The organism is Paroceanicella profunda, assembly GCF_005887635.2.
Taxonomy (GTDB): Bacteria; Pseudomonadota; Alphaproteobacteria; order Rhodobacterales; family Rhodobacteraceae; genus Paroceanicella; species Paroceanicella profunda.
In genome coordinates this window covers 18,140-35,803 of record NZ_CP040824.1, presented here as the reverse complement: position 1 = coordinate 35,803, position 17,664 = coordinate 18,140, and the positions used below count along the sequence as shown (strand labels likewise).

The 17,664-nt window shown below is 71.2% G+C and carries 16 protein-coding genes; 5 read left to right on the top strand and 11 right to left on the bottom strand.

Annotation, left to right across the window (positions count from 1 at the left end):
- Position 1 precedes the first annotated feature (1 nt).
- From FDP22_RS24060 to FDP22_RS24050, 3 genes are read right to left on the bottom strand one after another with little or no spacing between them, the layout of a single operon-like run.
- Entirely contained in the window at positions 2-850 is an 849-nt protein-coding gene (locus tag FDP22_RS24060; RefSeq protein ID WP_138579404.1) for a carbohydrate ABC transporter permease, read from the bottom strand.
- Positions 850-1,755: a carbohydrate ABC transporter permease gene (locus FDP22_RS24055; RefSeq protein ID WP_138579406.1), complete on the bottom strand. Its 906-nt coding sequence runs from the start codon at positions 1,753-1,755 to the stop codon at positions 850-852. Before FDP22_RS24055 ends, FDP22_RS24060 begins: the two co-directional genes overlap by 1 nt.
- 55 nt (positions 1,756-1,810) lie before the next feature.
- Positions 1,811-3,055 (bottom strand): sugar ABC transporter substrate-binding protein, encoded by a 1,245-nt coding sequence (locus FDP22_RS24050; protein ID WP_138579408.1) that lies wholly within the window; start codon positions 3,053-3,055, stop codon positions 1,811-1,813.
- Between the two features lie 234 nt (positions 3,056-3,289).
- On the opposite strand from FDP22_RS24050, the gene FDP22_RS24045 reads away from it, so the two are divergent.
- The 5 genes from FDP22_RS24045 to pdxY all read left to right on the top strand — a co-directional run bounded on the left by FDP22_RS24045 (position 3,290) and on the right by pdxY (position 9,559).
- On the top strand, positions 3,290-4,543 hold the full coding sequence (locus FDP22_RS24045; RefSeq protein ID WP_170317863.1) for an ROK family transcriptional regulator: 1,254 nt from the start codon (positions 3,290-3,292) through the stop codon (positions 4,541-4,543).
- Between the two features lie 687 nt (positions 4,544-5,230).
- A complete protein-coding gene (locus FDP22_RS24040; protein ID WP_138579412.1) occupies positions 5,231-5,416 on the top strand; it encodes a hypothetical protein in 186 nt (61 codons plus the stop codon).
- A complete protein-coding gene (locus tag FDP22_RS24035; RefSeq protein WP_143972316.1) occupies positions 5,406-7,775 on the top strand; it encodes a glycoside hydrolase family 9 protein in 2,370 nt (789 codons plus the stop codon). The genes FDP22_RS24040 and FDP22_RS24035 overlap by 11 nt, the downstream gene beginning before the upstream one ends.
- A 237-nt stretch (positions 7,776-8,012) precedes the next feature.
- Positions 8,013-8,453: an NUDIX hydrolase gene (locus FDP22_RS24030; protein WP_138579061.1), complete on the top strand. Its 441-nt coding sequence runs from the start codon at positions 8,013-8,015 to the stop codon at positions 8,451-8,453.
- A gap of 260 nt (positions 8,454-8,713) precedes the next feature.
- Positions 8,714-9,559, top strand: coding sequence for a pyridoxal kinase (gene pdxY / locus FDP22_RS24025; RefSeq protein WP_138579059.1), 846 nt, complete (start codon positions 8,714-8,716; stop codon positions 9,557-9,559).
- 335 nt (positions 9,560-9,894) lie between these two features.
- Here pdxY and FDP22_RS24020 read toward each other — a convergent pair whose 3' ends face one another.
- From FDP22_RS24020 to FDP22_RS23985, 8 genes are all read right to left on the bottom strand, one after another.
- Positions 9,895-11,079 (bottom strand): thiolase family protein, encoded by a 1,185-nt coding sequence (locus tag FDP22_RS24020; protein ID WP_138579057.1) that lies wholly within the window; start codon positions 11,077-11,079, stop codon positions 9,895-9,897.
- A 74-nt stretch (positions 11,080-11,153) separates the two neighbouring features.
- Positions 11,154-12,167 (bottom strand): aldo/keto reductase, encoded by a 1,014-nt coding sequence (locus FDP22_RS24015; RefSeq protein ID WP_138579055.1) that lies wholly within the window; start codon positions 12,165-12,167, stop codon positions 11,154-11,156.
- 24 nt (positions 12,168-12,191) lie between these two features.
- Positions 12,192-13,508, bottom strand: coding sequence for an MFS transporter (locus tag FDP22_RS24010; RefSeq protein ID WP_138579053.1), 1,317 nt, complete (start codon positions 13,506-13,508; stop codon positions 12,192-12,194).
- A gap of 69 nt (positions 13,509-13,577) precedes the next feature.
- Complete coding sequence (locus FDP22_RS24005) at positions 13,578-13,979, bottom strand: MarR family winged helix-turn-helix transcriptional regulator (RefSeq protein WP_138579051.1); 402 nt, start codon at positions 13,977-13,979, stop codon at positions 13,578-13,580.
- Positions 13,980-14,384: 405 nt separating this feature from the next.
- A complete protein-coding gene (locus FDP22_RS24000) occupies positions 14,385-15,107 on the bottom strand; it encodes an SDR family NAD(P)-dependent oxidoreductase (protein ID WP_138579049.1) in 723 nt (240 codons plus the stop codon).
- Complete coding sequence (locus FDP22_RS23995; RefSeq protein WP_138579047.1) at positions 15,091-15,810, bottom strand: GntR family transcriptional regulator; 720 nt, start codon at positions 15,808-15,810, stop codon at positions 15,091-15,093. Before FDP22_RS23995 ends, FDP22_RS24000 begins: the two co-directional genes overlap by 17 nt.
- A complete protein-coding gene (locus FDP22_RS23990) occupies positions 15,810-17,096 on the bottom strand; it encodes a TRAP transporter large permease (RefSeq protein ID WP_138579045.1) in 1,287 nt (428 codons plus the stop codon). Before FDP22_RS23990 ends, FDP22_RS23995 begins: the two co-directional genes overlap by 1 nt.
- On the bottom strand, positions 17,089-17,616 hold the full coding sequence (locus FDP22_RS23985; RefSeq protein WP_138579043.1) for a TRAP transporter small permease subunit: 528 nt from the start codon (positions 17,614-17,616) through the stop codon (positions 17,089-17,091). The genes FDP22_RS23990 and FDP22_RS23985 overlap by 8 nt, the downstream gene beginning before the upstream one ends.
- Between the last annotated feature and the right edge of the window lie 48 nt (positions 17,617-17,664).

Genomic DNA, 17,664 nt, shown 5'->3' with positions numbered 1-17,664 from the left:
GTCATCCTTTCAGGCCCGCCAGCATCACGCCGCGCACGATGTAGCGTTGCAGCACGAGGAACACGAGCAGCGTGGGCAGCGTGGCAAGCGCGGCGCCGGTCATGATCAGCTCCCACTGGATCGCCTGTTCCACGGCGAAGGAGGTGAGACCCACCGGCAGGGTGTAAAGCTCCTTCGAGGTGGTCACGATCAGCGGCCAGAAGAAGGCCGTCCAGTTGCCCAGGAAGGTGAAGATGGCGAGCGCGGAGAGCGCCGGTGTCACCAGCGGCATGGCGATGCGCCACCAGATGGTGAACTCGTTCAGCCCGTCGATGCGCGCGGCCTCCAGGAAGTCGTCCGGCACGGTCTCGAAGAACTGCTTCATCAGGAAGGTGCCGAAGGCGGTCATCATGCCGGGAAACATGATGCCCCAGTAGCTGTCCAGCCAGCCCAGGTCGGCGGACATGATGTACCACGGGATCACCAGCATCTCCGTGGGGATCATCAGCGTGGAGAGGATGGCGAGGAAGATCAGCCGCCGGCCGCGGAAGCGGAACTTCGCCAGCGTGTAGCCAACCAGGCTGTCGAAGAACACGTTGGACAGCGTGACGGTGACGGCGATGAAGGTGGAATTGCCCATCCAGCGCAGGAACTGCCCGTCCGACAGCACGCGGACGTAATTCTCCAGCGTGGGCGCGGCGGGGATGAGGCGCAGGTCGTAGATCTGCCCGGCGGTCTTCAGCGAGGTGGAGAACATGAACAGCAGCGGCGTGATCATGATCAGCCCGCCGATGAACAGCACCGTCCAGGCGAGGATGCGGCCGGGGCGGATGCGCGGCATCCTGAGCGGCGTGGCGAGGGTGTCGGTCATCAGCGTTCCCTCAGGACCCGGAGTTGCAGCAGCGAGACGCAGAGCAGCACGAGGAACAGCACCACGGTGAGCGCCGCGGCATAGCCCATCTGGTAGGAGGAGAAGGCGGTCTGGTAGATCATCAGCACCAGCGGCTTGGTGGAGCCGAGCGGGCCGCCGGGGTCGTTCGTGGTCATGTTGTAGACCTGATCGAAGATGCGCAGGAAGCCGATGGAGGAGAACACCACCAGGAACACCGTGGTGGGCTTGAGCAGCGGCAGGGTGATGCGGCGCAGGATGGCGCCCTCGCCCAGCCCGTCGATGCGCGCGGCCTCGTAATAGGTGTTCGGGATGGCGCGCAGCCCGGCCATGAAGATGATGATCTGGAAGCCCAGCCCGGCCCAGATCGCCGTCACCATGATCGAGGGCAGCGCCCAGGTCGTCGATTGCAGGAAGTCGAGCTGCGGAATGCCCAGCCGCCCCAGCGCGCCGTTGATGATGCCGGTGGGCGCGGGCTGGTAGAACCAGCGCCACACCCAGGCCATCGCCGAGGCGGTGGTGATGAACGGCAGGAAGTAGAGCGCCCGGATGACTCCGTGCGCGAACCGCACCCGGTCGAGGAAATAGGCGATGGCGAAGGACAGCACCAGGCTCACCGGGGTTCCGATGATCAGGTAGAGGAAGGTGTTGCCGAACACCTTCCAGAACGCCGGGTCATTCACCATGCGGCGGTAGTTCTCCAGCCCGATGAACTTCGGGCTGGAGAGCAGGTCCCAGTCGGTGAGCGACAGCCAGAAGGCCTCCACCGTGGGGTAGAAGCGGATCACCCCGTAGAACAGCACCGGCAGGGCGAGAAAGCCCCAGACCCACAGCGCCTGTCGCGTCCGCATCGAGAGCCGCGGGCGCGGCGGGGGCGTGTCTGTCATCGGTCTGGCAGGTGCGCGGGTCACTGGGATACGGTCCTTCCGGCGGCGTCTGGGGTTACTTCTTCGCCGCGTCGATCATGGCCTGCTCGGCCTTCGCCGCCTCGGCTACAGACTCCGCCGGGGACTGGCCCTGGAGCAGCACCCGGTTGGTCATGTCGATGGTGATCTGGCGCTGGCCCAGCTCATCCACGGTGAGCGTGGTATGGGCATAGTCGAGCGCCTTCAGGAACGGGGCGTAGATCGGGTCCTGCAGGTTCTCCTCGGTGAGCGCCGCCGCGCGCCGCGCCGGCAGTTCGCCGACCACGGAGAGCCAGAGCTCCATCGCCTCGGGCGAGGACACGAAGGCGAGGAACTTCTTCGCCGCCTCCAGCTTCTCCCCCTCGGAGCTGGAGCCGATGCCGTTGGCGAAATAGCTCGCGTAGTTCGAGCGCACGCCCTCGGCGTTCGCCGGCAGCTCGGCCACGCCCCAGTCGAAATCCTCGATGGAGCGGAACGAGCCGAGCCGGAAGGTGCCGTCCACCGTCATGCCCGCGCGCCCGCCGCGGAAGGCGGCCTGGCCGTCGCCCATGAAGCCCTGCTGGCTCACGCCCTCGGAAAGCTGCAGGTCGGTGTACCATTTCAGCGCCGCCACGCCGGCGTCGGAATCGTAGGTCACGGTCTGGTAGTCGTCGGTGTAGGGCGCGCCGCCGAACTGGCGCACCAGCACCTCGCGCCACCAGTGGATGTCCTGGCCGGGCATGTCCATCGTGGTGCCGATGGTGGCGAAATTGCCCGCGTCATCCTTCTTCGCGATCAGCTTCGCATCGGCGAGGAACTCGTCCAGCGTGGCGGGCGGGGCGTCGATGCCGGCCTCCGCGAAGAGCTTCTTGTTGTAGAACAGCGCCAGGGAGCGCACGGCGGTCGGGATGCCGTAATACTTCCCGTCCCGCTTCATCGCGGTGACGATGGGGAAGAAGTCGGCCTCGATCTCCTCGGCCTTGAACGTGTCCTCGGGCAGCGGCTGCAGCACCTTGCCGCCGATGAGCTTGTCCGCCCATCCGTAGAAGAACTGCAGCACGTCCGGGCCCTTGCGCGCCATGGTCGCGGCGATCAGCCGGGTCTGGTAATCGTCATACGGGAAGGTGACCTGCTTCACCGTGATGTCCGGGTTCTCGGCCTCGAACTTCTCGATGAGCTGGTCCATCGCCTTCACGCGGGTTTCATAGATGTACTGCCAGTATTCGATTTCCACCGCGCCGGCAGTATTGGCAAATGAGGACGCACCGGCCAGCAGGCCGGCCATCAGGATGTACTTGCGCATTTCAACCTCCGTTGGTCCCGACCATTGCGGCGGGTTTATGTCCTTGTGCCGCGAAAGGGTGCCACGGCACCCGTCACGGTGCCGCCGTCCGCCCCCCGCGCCGACCTCACGAAACTTGCCGAGCGCCTGCCGCCTGTCAATAAGATAATTTACTTGTGTTAAGTTTTGGGAGCGAACAGGCTTGACCCGCCGGGGCCGCGAATGGAACGTGTGCCCCCCGAAGGAGAGCGGAACATGCCCGGCGAGACGATCCAGACCGCGAAGGACAGGCTCCGCAGCGCGGTCGGCAACAACCCCGGCCGCAGCCGCAGCCACAACCGGCGCGTGGTGCTGGACCTGTTGCGCAGCCATGGCCAGCTCGGCCGCAAGCAGCTGGCCGACATGACCCGGCTCACCACGCAGGCGGTGGCCAACATCATCGAGGAGCTTCTGGCGGAGAACCTGCTGATCGACCTCGGCCGCCGGCGCTCCGGGCGCGGGCAGCCGCCGATCCAGTTCGCGCTGAACCCCGACGGCGCCATCACCATCGGTATCGAGATCTCCGTCACCGACCTCGCCACCGCGGTGCTGGACCTGGGCGGCAACCTGCGCCATGCCCGGCGCATCCCGGTGGCCGATGCCCGGCCGGCGGCGCTGCTGCCGCTGATCGAGGCGCAGGTGGACGCGCTGCGCGCCAGCTTCCCCGCCGCGCTGATGGGCGTGGGCGTGGTGATGCCCGGGCCCTTCGAGATCGAGGGCCTGTCCGGCGTCGGGCCCACCACGCTGCCGGGCTGGGCAGGCACCGACATCGCGGCCCGGCTGGCGGAGCGGCTCGGCGTTCCGGTGCGCGTGGAGAATGACGCGAACGCCGCCGCCGTGGGCGAGACGCTGTTCGGCGCGGGCCAGGCGCTGTCGGATTTCTGCCTGATCTATTTCGGGGCCGGCATCGGGCTGGGCATCATTTCCAGCAACCAGCCGCTGCGCGGTGCCTTCGGCAATGCCGGGGAGATCGGCCACGTGGTGGTGTCACCGGGCGGGCGGCCCTGTCAGTGCGGCCAGTCCGGCTGCCTGGAGCGCTACGCCTCCCTGCACGCGCTGCGCGAGCATCTCGCCGCCGCCGACCGCCCGGCCGATTTCGCCGCGCTGGAGGAGATGCAGCGCCGGGGAGACCCGCTGCTCGCCGAATGGGTGGAGATGGCCGCCGCGCATCTGAGCATCATGGTCGGCCTGCTGGAGAACATCCTCGACCCCGAGACGGTGATCCTGGGTGGCGCCCTGCCCGATTCGCTGATCGAGGCGCTGATCGCCCGGCTGCGACCCGGCCCCTCGGTCTCGAACCGCAGCGACCGCCACCTGCCGCGCGTCACCCGGGGGCAGACCGGGCAGATGACCGCCGCGCTTGGCGCCGCCGCCCTGCCCTTCTTCGACGCGCTGATGCCGCGGCTGGACCTCTCGGAAAAGCCGGCCCGCGGCGAGGAGCAGCAAGCCGGGCTCGCCCGCCCGGCCTGAGCCGCGCGGCTCAGGCACCAGCCGTGCCCGCGCGCCGGCCCCTCTTCAAGCCATCGGGCACAGGCCCCGGCGCCCCCATGGCGCGCCGGGCTGATTAATCATCAGTTAACCAGCTTCAGGAACACTCGTCCCCGCGCAGGAGGCACTCTTCGGCCCGCGTGCGGGCGCGTCGATGCAATGACGTATTGGAATCGCCGATCCTGCGGCGTATGGGGCTGGCGCAAGCCGGAGAATTTCCGGCGGACGGGCACAGCCCGGCGGCATCCGCGGGCCCGCGAGGGCCCCGGCCTCCAGCCCCTCCGCGGGCGTGAAGCGCCGCGCGACACCGGCCGTCAATGCGGCGGGCAGATGTCTGCGCGAAAGAGCATGCGGGACGAGGCGAAGCCTCGCATCCCTTGCTGCAAAGCAGCACCCGCATTGCGGCAGAAGCCGCACCTGGCATTGACAGCGTGAGGAGAGATCCGCAACATCGCGGTATTGAATAAGCCAAATCGATTGCACCGCGACCGGCAGTCCTCTCGCATCGGGCCACCACACCACCCTCTTCAAGACGCTCATTTCCCATCGAAAGGCGTATACATGTTGCTGCTCTCCCGTTCTGTTGAAATGCCTGTTCCCCCTGAACCCATTGTAACCATGCCATTTTCCGCGAGCTGCCGGGAAAGCGCCCCCGGAACACCCGCCCGGATGGCCGCAATCGCACGGAGCCGCGCCGGACAGAAATGCCGGACCGGCAGCGCCCGCGCCCTGACGGGCGTGGCGCGGAACGCGGTGATGATGCGCCGCGCCCATGCGCTGTCGCTGCGCTGCGGCGCCCGCGCCCGCAGGCTGATCGCACCCCTGCACGCGGAGGTGGTGACCGATGGCAACTGAAGCAGCGGCCGGCAGCCAGCCCGGCGTGTTCACCTTCGACCGGTTCGACACCTGGGCAGGCGGTTACGCCGCCTACGCGCAGTTCACCGCGTCCGAGGCGCTTGACCACTGGACCTTCGTGATCGACGTGGGCGCGACCATCTCCGGCATCTGGAATGCGCGGATCGTCTCGCACGTCGGCACGCTCTACACCATTTCGAACCAGGCCTGGAACGGCGCGCTCGCGGCGGCGGAGACGCTGGAATTCGGCTTCCAGGCCGATGGCGGCCCGCCCGGCCCGGAGGTGATCAGCATCAACGGCGTCCCCTACGAGGACACGCCCCCGCCCGAAACGCTGCCGGTGGTGAGCCTCACGCGCGCCAAGGCGGCCGAGGATGACGGCACCGCGCACATGCGCGTCAGCCTCTCGGAGGCCGCCAATCACGACGTGACGGTGAAATGGGCCTTCGGCCGCGGCACCGCCGGGGAGGAGGACCATACCCGCCCCGGGACCCGCCTCGTGACCATCCGCGCCGGCGAGACCGAGGCCTGGATCCCCATCGGCCTGGTGGACGACACGCTGGCGGAGGGCAACGAACGCCTCTGGATCAAGCTGGTCACGGCGGAGGGCGCGGAGATCGGCAAGGAGAAGGCCCCGCTCCTGATCATCGATGACGAACTGCCCTCCGTGCGCCTCATCAACACCGAGGTGAACGAGGAGGACGGCACCGCGCGCCTGCGCGTCACCCTCTCGCAGGCGAGCGACGAGGACGTGGTGGTGCGCTGGAAGGTCACCGCGCGCGGCACCGCCTCCGACGACGACCACGAGATGGGCCAGACCACCCACCGGGTGACCATCAAGGCCGGCGCCACGGAGGCCTTCGTGAAGATCGACCTCGTCGATGACGAGATCCCGGAGGCGAACGAGACCCTGAAGGTCAAGATCCTCTCGGCCTCCGGCCTGGGCATCGACAAGGCCTGGGCTACCCTCACCATCCATGACGGCGACACGCTGCCGGACGACGGCGTGCCCTTCGCCGCCGCCGACTACGGTGAGGCGCTTGGGCTGTCGATGCAGTTCTACTACGCGCAGTATTCGGGGGATCTGCCGGAGGATTTCCCCGTCGACTGGCGCGGGGACAGCGCGCTGTCGGATGGCGCGGACGTCGGGCGCGACCTCACCGGCGGCTGGTATGACGCGGGCGATCACGTGAAGTTCGGCCTGCCGATGGCCTCCTCCGCCACGCTCCTGGCCTGGGGCGCGTCGGACTACGCCGAGGGCTACAAGGCGAGCGGCACCTATGACGACATCCTCACCCATCTCGCATGGGTGACCGATTACTTCCTGCGCGCCTATGACGACAAGGGCACCGAGACCCTGGCCGATGACGTGTTCTACGCCCAGGTCGGCAACGGCGCCGCCGATCACGCCTACTGGGGCGCCCCCGAGGACATGACCATGGCGCGCCCCGCCTATGCGGTCACGGCCCGGACCCCCGGCACGGAGGTGACGGCGGAGACGGCCGCCGCGCTGGCCGCGAGCTCCATCGTGTTCCGCGAGGCCGGCCGCACCGCCTATGCGGATGAGCTTCTGGACACCGCGAAGCAGCTCTTCGCCTTCTCCGAGGCCTATCAGGGCAGCTACACCGCCGCCGTGCCCGACGCCGCGGATTTCTACAATTCCTGGAGCGGCTATCAGGACGAACTGGCCTGGAGCGCGGCCTGGCTGAACCGGGCCACCGGCGAGGCCGCCTATCTGGACAAGGCGCAGGCCTGGTACACCGCCAGCGGTACCACCTGGGGGCTGTCCTGGGACAACAAGTCCATGGGCACCGCCGCGCTGCTGGCCGCGGCCCCGGGCGGCAGCAGCGCCTACGCCGATCTCGGCGCGCATATCGACTACTGGATGAACAGCCTGCCCCGCACCCCGGGCACGGACACGAACGGTGGCCTCGCCTGGCTCGACGCCTGGGGCTCGAACCGCTACGCGGCGAACACCGCCTTCCTGGCGATGGAATACGCCGACCTCACCGAGGCGCGGGGTGGCTCGCAGGCGCGCATCGACGCGGTGGTGGATTTCGCCGCCGACCAGCTCGACTACATGCTGGGAGACAATCCGGACGGGCAGAGCTATGTCGTCGGCTTCGGCGAGGATTACCCGCTCAACCCGCACCACCGCGGCGCCTCCGGCACCGACAGCGACTCCGACCCCGCCGCCAACGCGCACACGCTCTACGGCGCGCTGGTCGGCGGGCCGGACGTGAACGGCGCCTACGCCGACCTGCGGACGGACTATGTCGCGAACGAGGTGGCGACGGATTACAACGCCGGCTTCTCCTCCGCCCTCGCGGCCCTGATCGCGGAGCATGATCTGAACTAGCCTGCGGGCTGCCCTCCGGCCGGGCGTCCGCGCCCCGGGGCCGGGAACCGGCGTGTTCCCCCTGTCCCCGGGTTCCGCGAAGCCCTCCGGGCAGCGAACCCGGGGGCGTCTCTCCGGGTGGCCGGGTGGCCTGGAGCGGTCCCCCTCGCCACCCGGCATGGATGCGCTACACTGGGGACCGGGTTGCCGGGCATCGCTGCGGGCCACCCGTCCCGTCGCAGGCCGAGGAGCATCCGCATGACCGCCCTTCCCCCCCGCGCGCCGGAGCGCCCGGTGCCGGCCGTGCTTGCCGTCGTTCTGCGCGGAGCGGACGTGCTGCTCGTGCAGCGCGCCAACCCGCCGGACGCGGGGCTCTGGGGGTTTCCCGGCGGCAAGATCGACGCCGGCGAGACCCTCCACGCCGCGGCGCTGCGCGAATTGCGCGAGGAAACCGGCGTGGAGGCCGCCGCGCCGCGGGTGCTCACCGCCGTCGATGTGCTGGAGCATGACGCTACCGGGGCGCTGCGCTGGCATTTCGTGCTGATCGCGGTGCGCTGCACCTGGGTTTCCGGCACGCCCGTCGCGGCCGATGACGCGCTGGACGCCCGCTGGGTGCCGCTCGAGAGTCTCGGCCAGCCGGGCCTGCCGCTGAGCCGGGACGTGGCGCGCATCGCCCGGGAGGCCGCGGCGCGCGCCTGACACCGCATCTCCCGGAGGGATGCGCCCCCGGCCCGGCCGGGCCGGGGCCTGCGCGCGCTGGCGCTGTCCCCCGCCGGGCGATGACAGGGGCACGCGCGGCTACGGCCGGAGCGTGCTCCGCACGGACCCTTCCCAGCGCCGCATTTCTTTGCCACATCAGGGAAGTCTCCGCAGGAAGCAGGTGCAGCGATGATCCGGACAATGACGCCTTTCGCCTACGACATGACCTCAGCCCCCGGCCGCTGCGCGGGGGCGGGACGGTGATCCGGCCCCCGCTGGTCATCTCGATCCAGAGCCAGGTCGTCCACGGGCATGTGGGCAATTCGGCCGCGCTGTTTCCCATGCAGGCGGCCGGGCTGGACGTGGCGGCCGTGCCCACGGTGATCTTCTCCAACACGCCGGATTACCCCACCCTGCGCGGGCGGGCGCTGCCGCCGGATTTCTTCGCCGACCTGCTGCTGGGCGCCGAGGAGCGCGGGTTGCCGGGGCGCGCGACGTTCCTCCTGAGCGGCTACATCGGCTCGGTGGAGGTGGCCGAGCTCACCGCCGCCTTCGTGGCCCGGGCGAAGGCGCGCAACCCCGGCCTCCTCTACCTGTGCGACCCGGTGATGGGCGACAGCGGCCCGGGGCTCTACGTGCCCGAGGCCATCGCCGCGGTGATGCGCGACCGGCTGTTGCCGCTGGCGGACATCGCGACGCCGAACCAGTTCGAGCTCGGCCATCTCACGGGCCGCCCCGTGGCGCGGCTGGCGGACGTGACCGCGGCCGCCGGGTCTCTCGGGCTGGCCCGCGGCGCCCGGCTCGTCGCCACCGGCTGCGTGCTGGAGGAGACCGGGCCGGGCCTGCTGGAGAGCGTGATCGTCGCGGAGGGCCAGGTCACGCGACATCCGACGGCGCGGCTTCCCGTGGCCCTGCCGGGCACGGGAGACCTGTTCGCCGGGCTGATCCTGGCCGGGCTGGGCCTCGGGGACGGGCTCGGCGCGGCGGTGGACCGGGCACAAGGCCTTACCGCCCTGGCCCTGGAACGCGCCCGGCTGCTCGGCGCCGGAGAGGTGGTGCTGAGCGACCCGGAGTTCCGGGCGGCGCTGCTCGGGATGCACGCCTGATCCTTCCGGCGCCGGCCGGGAGGGAGCGCTGACCGGAAGCACGGATGCCCCTTCGTGCGCGGAGATGCGGAGGCCTGGCGCAGAGCGTCGCGCCTTCACCGCGTGGCCGTGGCATGTCCCGTCCTTGGCGCTCCCCGCTGCGCGCAACGGGTGCGCCATGTGGACTGCATCCGCCTCCTGCCGGACCTCGCGCGGGCCGATGCGGCGCCGCCCGCCCGCGCGCGCCTTCGGGGCAGGAGCATCGTGGCCGGCCGGGGGCCGTGCCGGGGCCGGTCGCCCGGGCCCCGGCAACCGGGGGCGGCAGGCGGCGCCGTGTACCGGCCTGCCGCCCGGGATCAGAGCACTTCGAGCGCGAGGGCGATGCCCTGGCCGCCGCCGATGCACAGCGTGACCATGCCCCGGCGCAGGCCGTCGCGCCGCATGGCGTGCAGCAGGCGGGTGGTCAGAATCGCGCCGGTCGCGCCGATCGGGTGGCCGTGGGCGATGGCGCCACCCTCCACGTTCACGATATCCTCCGGCAGGCCCAGCTCCCGGGCGACGGCGATGGGCACGGCGGCGAAGGCCTCGTTGATCTCGATGCGCTCGATGTCGCCGAGCGCCCAGCCCGCCTTCGCCAGAGCCCTGCGCACCGCGGGCACCGGGCCGAGGCCGAACATCCCCGGCTCCACCGCCGCCACGCCGGCGCCGGCCAGCCGGGCCATCGGCACGATGCCCTTCGCCTCCGCGAAGCCCCGCTCGGCGACGATCATCGCCGCGGCCGCGCTGTTGAGCCCCGGCGCGTTGCCCGCGGTGATGGTGCCCTCGGGCCGGAAGGCCGGGCGCAGGCGCGAGAGGGTCTCCACCGTGGTGTCCGGGCGCGGCGCCTCGTCCAGGCTGAAGCTCTCGGTGCCCTTGCGGCCCTTCACCTCCACGGCGACGATCTCGGCCGCGAAATGCCCCGCGTCGCGCGCGGCGGCGAAGCGCTGCTGCGAGCGGGCGGCGAAGCGGTCCTGGTCCTCGCGGGTGATCTGCATCGCGCTCACCAGGTCCTCGGTGTGCCAGCCGGAATGCGCGCCGGAGAAGGCGTCGTTCAGCCCGTCGGTGAGCATGCTGTCATGGAGTTCCGCCGGGCCCATGCGGTAGCCCCAGCGGCCGCCGTCCATCAGGTAGGGGGCGCGGTCCATGTTCTCCATGCCGCCGGCCACCGCGGCGTCGCTGTCGCCGGAAGCGATCTCCTGCGCCGCGCTCAGGATCGCCTGCGCGCCGGAGCCGCAGACCCGGTTCACCGTCAGCGCCGGCACCGAGACCGGCAGCCCGCCGCCGATCGCGGCCTGGCGGGCCGGGTTCATCCGGTTGCCGGCCTGCACCACGTTGCCCAGGATGGCGGTGCCCACCTCCGCCGGGTCCAGCCCGGCGCGCCGCAGGGTTTCGCGCACCACGGTGGCGCCGAGGTCGGTGGCCGGCGTGCCCTTGAGCGTGCCGTTGTAGGCGCCGATCGCGGTGCGCACGGGATGGGCGAGAATGATGTCGCGTGTGGTCATGTGACCCTCCTGTTCGGTCTGATGCGCGGCCCCGGCCCCCGGGGCGGGCGCGCGTCTCTGCCGGCGGCGGCTGCTCAGGCCACCGGTGCGGTTGCGGTTTCCACGCCGTCCCAGGGGGCGCCGGCGCGCGGAGCCTCCGAGGTGGGGCCCGTCGCGCTCACCGTGTCGAGGCGCGCGAGCTGCGCGCCCGAAAGCTCCACCGTGAGGGCCCCGAGATTGCTGGTGAGCTGGGCGAAGCTGCGCGGCCCGATGAGCGGCACCGCGCCGTGGCTGCCCGCCCAGGCGATGGCGACCTGGTCCGGGCTGGCGCCGGTCTCGCGCGCGATGTCCAGCACGGTGTCGACGATGGCGCTGCGCTGGCTGGTGTTCTCGGCCTGGAACACCCGGCCGCCGAGGGCCTCGGCCCGGCCGGTTTCGCCCGCGCGGTACTTCCCGGTGAGCAGGCCGCCGCCCAACGGGGACCAGGTGACCATGCCCAGCCCGAGCGCGCGCGCGGCGGGGAAGGTGTCCTCCTCGGCGAGGCGGTGGACCAGGCTGTGCTCGAACTGCGCCGCCGCGATTGGCACGGCGCGGGTCATCTCCGCCAGGGTGACCGCCCGTGCCAGCCGCCAGGCCGGGAAGTTCGACAGGCCCGCGTAGAGGATCTTGCCCGCCCGGGCGAGGTCGTCGAGGCCGCGCACGATCTCCTCCGACGGGGTGATCCCGTCCGGGTGGTGCACCCAGAGAAGGTCGATCCTGTCGGTCTTCAGCCGCTTCAGGCTGGCCTCCACCGAGGCCACCATCGCCTGCCGGCTGTTGCCGGTCACCAGCCGCCCGGCCCCCGGCACCGCGCCGTTGGTGAACTTGGTGGCCAGCACGAACATGTCCCGGCGCCCGGCGAGCAGGCCGGCGAGCGTCTCCTCGGATTCTCCGAACTGGTAGATATCCGCGGTGTCGATGAAGGCGCCGCCGGCCTCGGCGTAGGCGTTGAAGATCGCGGCGCTGGTCTCGGCGTCGGCGCCGTGGCCCCAGCGGGTGCCGAAATTGGCGGTTCCCAGCGCGATCTGCGAAACCCGGAGGCCGGTGCGGCCGAAACTGCGATGTTTCATGGAGGAGGCCTTTCTGTCTGCGGCTCAGGCGGGCTGGCCGGCAAGGGGTCTGCCGCGCGGGTCGCGCAGGGTGAGGATGGCAAGTGCCGCGATGAGGCACAGGAAGCCGGCGGCGAAGAAGGCCGGCAGGTAACTGGCGTAGAGCGCGCGGCTCAGGCCGGCGCCGTAGGCCGCGAAGGCGGCGCCCAGCTGGTGGCCGGCGAACACCCAGCCGAACACCAGCGTGGACTGCGCGCCGAACCGGTCCGCCACCAGCTTCACCGTGGGCGGCACGGTCGCGACCCAGTCCAGCCCGTAGAACACGGCGAAGACCGAGAGTTCCGCCACGGAGAAATCCGTGAAGGGCAGGTAGATCAGCGACAGGCCGCGCAGCCCGTAGTACCAGAACAGCAGCCAGCGGCTGTCGAACCGGTCCGACAGCCAGCCGGAGCCCACCGTGCCGACGAAATCGAACACCCCCACCAGCGCCAGCATGCTGGCCGCCAGCACCGCCGCGAGGCCGTAATCGCCGCACAGCGAGATGAAATGCGTCTGCACCAGCCCGTTGGTGGAGGCCCCGCAGATGAAGAACGTGCCGAACAGCACCCAGAAGGTCCGGTCCCGCGCCGCACTGCGCAGCGCCAACAGCGGCGAGGCCAGCATGGCGCCGAAGCTCGCCGGGCGCGGCACGGCCGGCACCGGCTCCGTGGCGCCATAGGGCAGCAGGCCCAGGTCCGCCGGCCGGTCGCGCATCAGGGCCAGCACGGCAATGGCCGCGACGAGCAGCACGCCAAGCACCAGCGCCAGCCCGCTGCGCCAGCCGAAAGCCTCCGTCAGCCGCGCGAGCAGCGGCAGGAACACCAGCTGCCCCGTTGCCGTGCTGGCGGTGAGCAGCCCCATCACCAGGCCCCGCCTGTGCGCGAACCAGCGCGTGGCGACCGTGGCGCCCAGCACCATGGCCGTGAGCCCGGTGCCGAACCCCACCACCACGCCCCAGAGCAGCACCAGGTGCCACAGCCGCGTCATGGCGAAGGAGCCGAGCACCCCGGCCCCGATCAGCAACAGCGCCACGCTCACCACGGGCCGCAGCCCGAAACGGTTCATGAAGGCCGCCGCGAAGGGCCCGATCATCCCGAACAGCACCAGCCGCACCGCGAAGGCGGAGGAGATGTCGGCCGTGCTCCAGCCGTATTCGTCGCGCAGCGGCCCGATCAGCACCCCCGGCGTGCCCACCGCCCCCGCGGTGATCAGCATGGTGAGGAAGGTCACCGCCGCGACCACCCAGCCGTAATGCACCCCGTGGCGGGCGAGCTGGCCGGCAAGCGGCGCCGGGCGGACGGCGGGCGGGGGCGAGGTGGTCATCGGCGGTCCTTTCTGCGGGTAGGTACCCGTATCTGGTCTGCAGGCGCGAGGCCCGCGCGTCAGGGGGTGTCAGAGCGTGTCGAGGATGTCTCGCAGGGCGGTGATCTTCTCCGCCCCGATGCGGGTTTCGATGCTGGCCTGGCGCTCGCGCCACACCGGGCCGGTGCGTTTGAGCAGCTCCTCCCCCGCTCCGGTGAGGGAGATGAGGGCCTGCCGCTGGTCGTCCTTGCCGCGCCCGGCGCTGACCAGCTCCATGCGTTCGAGCACCCGAACATTGCGCCCCACCGTCGAGCGGTCGAGCTGGGCGCGATGGCCGAGGTCGGTGAGGCTGACCGGCTGGGCATGGCGGATCATCCTGAGCAGCGAGAACTGGGCGATGTTGACGCCGAACGGCGCCAGCGCCTCGTCATAGAGGGCGGCCAGCCTGCGCGTCGCGGCGCGGAGCAGAGTGGGGTAGCATTCATAACTCATGGTGCGGGTATATACGCGCAAATATCGGGATGTCCAGCCCCTCCCCGCCGGTTTCGCCCGCCGCAGGGCGAAACCGGCGGGCAAGGCGCCTGCACTCCGCCGCCGCCCGGGAGGGCGGGGCGGCGCCTTGCGGACGCCGGAGGTTCGCCCCGGCAGGCCGCGGTTTCCGCGCCGCCTCCGGTGGAGCTCCCTCGCGGCCAAGGTCGTCGTGCAGCGCCTGGCTGCTGCGGCCGCGCGGGGGGGAGAGGTGGCCCGGGTCGCCGGCCTGCCGGCCCGGAGGGTGCCGTCCCTGCTCCAGGTTGTCTTCCGGGATGCGCCGGTCCGGGCGGGGCGCGACAGGTCTCCGGGCCGGGGCGCGCGGCGACGACGCGGTCCACGGCACCGGCGGCGCGGATGGGTCCGCGTTCAGGGGCCGAAGACCCGCAGGGTGCTGGCGCCGCCGTCCACCGCGATGATCTGGCCGTTGATGAAGCTCGCATCCTCGGAGGTGAGCATCGCCGCCACGCGGGCGATCTCCTCCATGTGGGCCACGCGCTTGCTGGGCGTTGCCGCCACCCAGCCGCCGCGGGTGGCCGGGTCCGGTGTCATCCCGGCGTTCACCGCGCCGGGCGCGAGCACGTTCACCCGGATGCGGTGCTGCGCCAGTTCCACCGCCATCACCCGCGCCAGCGCCGCCACAGCGCCCTTGGAAGCCGCGTAGGCCCCGCGCTCCGGCACGCCGACCTGGCCGTGGATGGAGGTGACGAGCACGATGCGCCCGCCGCCCGAGCCGATCATCATCCGCGCCGCCGGCTGGCAGACGCGCAGCGCCCCCATCACGTTCACGTCGAGATGCGCCCGCATGTCGCCTTCGCTGATGTCGAGGAAGGCGGCGGGGCGCAGGATGCCGGCGGTATGGACGAGCACGTCCAGCCCGCCGAAGCGCGCCGCCACCTCCGCCATCGCCGCCTGGACGGAGCCGGGGTCCGCGAGGTCGGCGCAGATGTGGGCGCCCTCGGCGGGGGCGGTGCGATCGAGGCAGATCACCCGATCGCCCCGCCCCTCCAGCGCGCGGACGATCCCCTGCCCCAGCGCCCCGGCGCCGCCGGTGACCAGGGTGCGCAGCCCGCCCTCAGGAGATGCGGACATCGGTGTTCACCTGGAAGCGCGCGGGGTCGAACAGTGCGTGGGATACCTCGATGAGCCCGTCCTCGCGGTCATAGAGCCGGGCGATGATCCGGGTGACGGGCGCGCCCGGCTCCAGCCCCATGCCGCGCGCGATGGCGCCGGGACAGGGCGTGGCGGTGACGGACTGGTTCACCCGCCCCACCCGCACGCCGAACATCGCCTCGATCACGCCGTAGACCGAGCCCACGGGCCGCTCCAGCCCCGGCCCGATGCCGGCGTATCGCCCGGGCACGTAGATCCGTGACCAGTTGAACGGCGTGGCCTGCCCCTCGATGCGGCGCTGGCCCGTCACCTCCAGCCAGTGGCCGGTGCCGCTCAGCAGGCCCTCGAGCAGCGCCACCGTGCCGTCGGCCACGTGGCGCTGGCCGGTGATCTCCAGCGCGGTTTCCCGGCTGAGGCTGAGCACCTCGTTGAAGCCGGTGGTGGTCATGCGGAAGCTCTGCGCCGGTTCGCGCGCGATGACCGTGGTACCGGCGCGCTTGCGGCGCTGGACGAGGCCCGCGGCCTCCAGCTCCCCCAGCGCCTGGCGCAGGGTGGAGCGGCTCACCTCCAGTGCCGCGGCCAGCTCCACCTCCGGCGGCAGGCGCTCGCCCACCGGCCAGTCGCCCGAGGTGATGCGGCCGCGCAGCCGCTCGGCGAGCTGCCTGTGAAGCACCTCCGCCATCACAGCTGCCCCGGCAGCCAGAGCACGATCTGCGGCACCAGCGCCAGCAGCAGCGCGAAACCCAGCAGGATCAGGAAGAACGGCCAGACCGCGCGCACCAGCGCGCCCATCGTCGCCCCGGTCTGCGACTGGATGACGAAGAGGTTGAAGCCGATCGGCGGCGTTATCTGCGAAATCTCCACGGCGACCACGACGAATATCCCGAACCAGATCGGATCGAACCCGGCCGCGGTGACCAGCGGCAGGGTGATCGGCAGCGTCATCACGATGATCGACGTGCCGTCCAGGAACATGCCGATCAGCACGTAGAAGGCAAGCAGCACCGCGATGAGCGCGAAGGGCGCCAGATGCAGCGCCGCGATCTCCCCCGCAATGTACTTCGGCAGGCCCAGGAAGCCGAGCGCCGCGTTCAGCAGCGCCGCGCCGAGCAGGATGAGCCCCATCATCGCGCTGGTGCGCACCGCGGCCCGGCCGGCGGTGACCAGCCCGCCCAGGCTCAGCCGCCGCCGCGCCGCGGAGAGCAGCACCGCGCCCAGCACGCCCACCGAGGCCAGCTCCGTCGGGCTGGCCAGCCCGAGGTAGAGCGACCCCATGATCCCGGCGATCAACGCGCCCAGCGGCCCGATCTCGGCCAGCCCGCGCCAGCGGTCGGCCCATGTGAACTCCGGCAGCACCGGGCGCGCGCCGCTGAGCGACTGGTGCAGGCCGATGTAGAGGCTGTAGAGCGCGGCCAGCAGCAGCCCGGGCAGGATGCCGGCAATGAAAAGCTGCAGGATGCTCTGCTCGGCCACCACCCCGTAGATGATCATGATGATCGAGGGCGGAATGAGAAAGCCCAGCGTGCCCGCGCCCGCCAGGCTGCCGATCGAGAGGTTGCGGTCATAGCCGCGCGCGGCCAGCTCCGGCAGGGTCACCTTTCCCACGATGGCCGTGGTCGCGGCGGAGGAGCCGGAGACGGCGGCAAACAGCGTCGAGCCGGCCACGTTCACATGCACCAGCCCGCCGGGCACCCGCGCGACCCACGGCGCGAGGCCGGAGAACAGCGAGCGGCCGAGCTGCGCCGTCACCAGGATCTCGCTCATCAGGATGAACAGCGGCAGCGCCAGCAGCTCGCGCGAGGTGGTCGCCTGCCACAGCAGCTTGCCGGCGAAGGCGTCGAGCGGGATGTTGGGCTTGTAGAGCGTGAGCAGCACATACCCCACGCCGAACAACGACAGCCCCACCCAGACCGAGCCGAGCAGCAGCACCACGAACAGCAGCAGGGCGACGAGAGCGATCTCAAGCATGGGGCAGGTCCTCGTCCGGGCGGGGAAGTTCGGTGGGCTCGCCCAGCATCAGCCGCAGCAGCCGCGCGGCCAGCGCCAGCACGAACTGCCCCGCGCCGAGCAGGGCGATGAATTGCGGCACCGCCAGCGGCGTGGCCATGTAGCTTGCCGCGCGCAGGCCGCGCGCGAGCGAGGTCTGGAACACCGAGAACAGCGCAAGAAACACCAGCACCCCCAGCCCCAGCGCCGCGGCGGTGGCCGCGAGGTCCAGCCCCCGGCGCCAGCGCGGGCCGCCCCGGTCCAGCACCAGCGACACCCGCACCTGCGTGCCGTGCCGCAGCGCCGGCCCGAGGCCGAGCAGGAAGGTCCCGCCCATGGCGAAGGCGGCGTATTCCCATGAAAACGGCAGGCTGGTGGCCAGGAAGCCGCGCGAGAACACCTCCGCCAGCATCAGCAGGCAGAAGGCGAAGAGCAGCAGCACGGCCAGCGCCTCGGCGGCCCGCGAGGTGATGTCGGTGAAACTCAGGAACCTGCGGATCATCGCGTCCTCCGAAGGGGGAGCGCGGCCGGGGCGCGGCCGCGACGGGGG

Bases quoted from the DNA above. Each gene is read 5' to 3' on its own strand.
- FDP22_RS24060 (WP_138579404.1), bottom strand. From the start codon at position 850: ATGACCGACACCCTCGCCACGCCGCTCAGGATGCCGCGCATCCGCCCC.
- FDP22_RS24055 (WP_138579406.1), bottom strand. From the start codon at position 1,755: ATGACAGACACGCCCCCGCCGCGCCCGCGGCTCTCGATGCGGACGCGA.
- FDP22_RS24050 (WP_138579408.1), bottom strand. From the start codon at position 3,055: ATGCGCAAGTACATCCTGATGGCCGGCCTGCTGGCCGGTGCGTCCTCA.
- FDP22_RS24045 (WP_170317863.1), top strand. From the start codon at position 3,290: ATGCCCGGCGAGACGATCCAGACCGCGAAGGACAGGCTCCGCAGCGCG.
- FDP22_RS24040 (WP_138579412.1), top strand. From the start codon at position 5,231: ATGGCCGCAATCGCACGGAGCCGCGCCGGACAGAAATGCCGGACCGGC.
- FDP22_RS24035 (WP_143972316.1), top strand. From the start codon at position 5,406: ATGGCAACTGAAGCAGCGGCCGGCAGCCAGCCCGGCGTGTTCACCTTC.
- FDP22_RS24030 (WP_138579061.1), top strand. From the start codon at position 8,013: ATGACCGCCCTTCCCCCCCGCGCGCCGGAGCGCCCGGTGCCGGCCGTG.
- FDP22_RS24020 (WP_138579057.1), bottom strand. From the start codon at position 11,079: ATGACCACACGCGACATCATTCTCGCCCATCCCGTGCGCACCGCGATC.
- FDP22_RS24015 (WP_138579055.1), bottom strand. From the start codon at position 12,167: ATGAAACATCGCAGTTTCGGCCGCACCGGCCTCCGGGTTTCGCAGATC.
- FDP22_RS24010 (WP_138579053.1), bottom strand. From the start codon at position 13,508: ATGACCACCTCGCCCCCGCCCGCCGTCCGCCCGGCGCCGCTTGCCGGC.
- FDP22_RS24005 (WP_138579051.1), bottom strand. From the start codon at position 13,979: ATGAGTTATGAATGCTACCCCACTCTGCTCCGCGCCGCGACGCGCAGG.
- FDP22_RS24000 (WP_138579049.1), bottom strand. From the start codon at position 15,107: ATGTCCGCATCTCCTGAGGGCGGGCTGCGCACCCTGGTCACCGGCGGC.
- FDP22_RS23995 (WP_138579047.1), bottom strand. From the start codon at position 15,810: ATGGCGGAGGTGCTTCACAGGCAGCTCGCCGAGCGGCTGCGCGGCCGC.
- FDP22_RS23990 (WP_138579045.1), bottom strand. From the start codon at position 17,096: ATGCTTGAGATCGCTCTCGTCGCCCTGCTGCTGTTCGTGGTGCTGCTG.
- FDP22_RS23985 (WP_138579043.1), bottom strand. From the start codon at position 17,616: ATGATCCGCAGGTTCCTGAGTTTCACCGACATCACCTCGCGGGCCGCC.